The 1127-nt window shown below is 32.2% G+C and carries 2 protein-coding genes; both read right to left on the reverse strand.

The genetic code is table 11. The features are described 5' to 3' along the window. Window positions 1–250: 250 nt before the first annotated feature. A complete protein-coding gene (locus HU235_RS16115) occupies window positions 251–763 on the reverse strand; it encodes an adenine phosphoribosyltransferase (RefSeq protein WP_095303147.1) in 513 nt (170 codons plus the stop codon). Window positions 764–779: 16 nt separating this feature from the next. Next, window positions 780–1127, reverse strand: a 348-nt coding sequence (locus HU235_RS16120) for a single-stranded-DNA-specific exonuclease C-terminal domain-containing protein (protein WP_174880861.1), incomplete at its 5' end; no start/stop codon positions are given.

Consider the following 1127-nt stretch of genomic DNA (forward strand, 5'->3'; position numbering starts at 1 on the left):
ATTGTAACTATTATCAATAAAATAATTGGAGATGTAAAGAAGAATCACTTATTTTTAACCGTCCAATTACTGGTTTTCTTATTTTATTTATCATTTTTAAGAAGGAATGAAGAAAAAAAGTCAAAATAGATGTCAATAAATACTATTATTGACATGAGAGTAGGACAATTTTATCATATTCACAAAATTTTTTTTGTAAAAAAAGCACCCATTCGAGTGCTTTTCATAAATCATCATTTAAGGCTTGCTATTAAAACTTCATTAATGTTAATACATCGTAACCGTCAAGTAATCTGCGTCCATTTAAGTAAGATAATTCAATTAAGAAAGCAATCCCTGCAACAACTCCACCAAGCTCTTCAACAAGCTTAATCGTTGCTTCGATTGTACCTCCAGTAGCCAATAAGTCATCAGTAATCAAAACACGTTGACCTGGTTTAATTGCATCTTTATGAATAGTTAACACATCTTTTCCATACTCTAGACCATATTCAACACGAACAACTTCTCGAGGAAGTTTTCCTTCTTTTCGAACAGGTGCAAAACCTACTCCTAAAGAATAGGCAACAGGGCATCCAATAATAAAGCCACGAGCCTCTGGTCCAACAACAAGATCGATTTGTTTTTCACGTGCATATGCAACAATTTGATCTGTCGCATATTTATATGCTTCACCGTTATCCATCAATGTCGTAATATCCTTAAATTGAATACCTGGTTTTGGATAATCTGGTACGACTGTAACGAATTGCTTTAAATCCATGTTTACTTTATCCTCCTTATACATTCACAAATGCATGTTTTGAAGATTCAAACTGATCCTCAAACCATTGTTTAAGCTGCATGTATGATGTATATAATAGCGTTTTTTCTAATTCAATTTGCATTTGTTTCTGGGCATATGTTTTCGACTCAGCTAAGTCTCTTTTAGAAGTTGTAGATTTTGTCGAAATAACACCATTTTCTATTGTAACAAATTCTAGTTCAAAAAACACCTGTGACATAAAATCAATTGTTTCTTTTGTCCAACCTTTATAATTAGCTAGCTTTTCACCTTGTTGCTTCAAATTAAATGTGCCCTTTTTTAAGAGAAATGCATAAAACCATTTAAAATGCTCTCTTGTAGG

It is taken from the genome of Metabacillus niabensis (assembly GCF_902829255.1).
Classification (GTDB): Bacteria; Bacillota; Bacilli; order Bacillales; family Bacillaceae; genus Metabacillus; species Metabacillus niabensis.

Excerpts from the sequence above, each read along its gene's own strand:
- HU235_RS16115 (WP_095303147.1), bottom strand. The coding sequence starts at position 763 with ATGGATTTAAAGCAATTCGTTACAGTCGTACCAGATTATCCAAAACCA.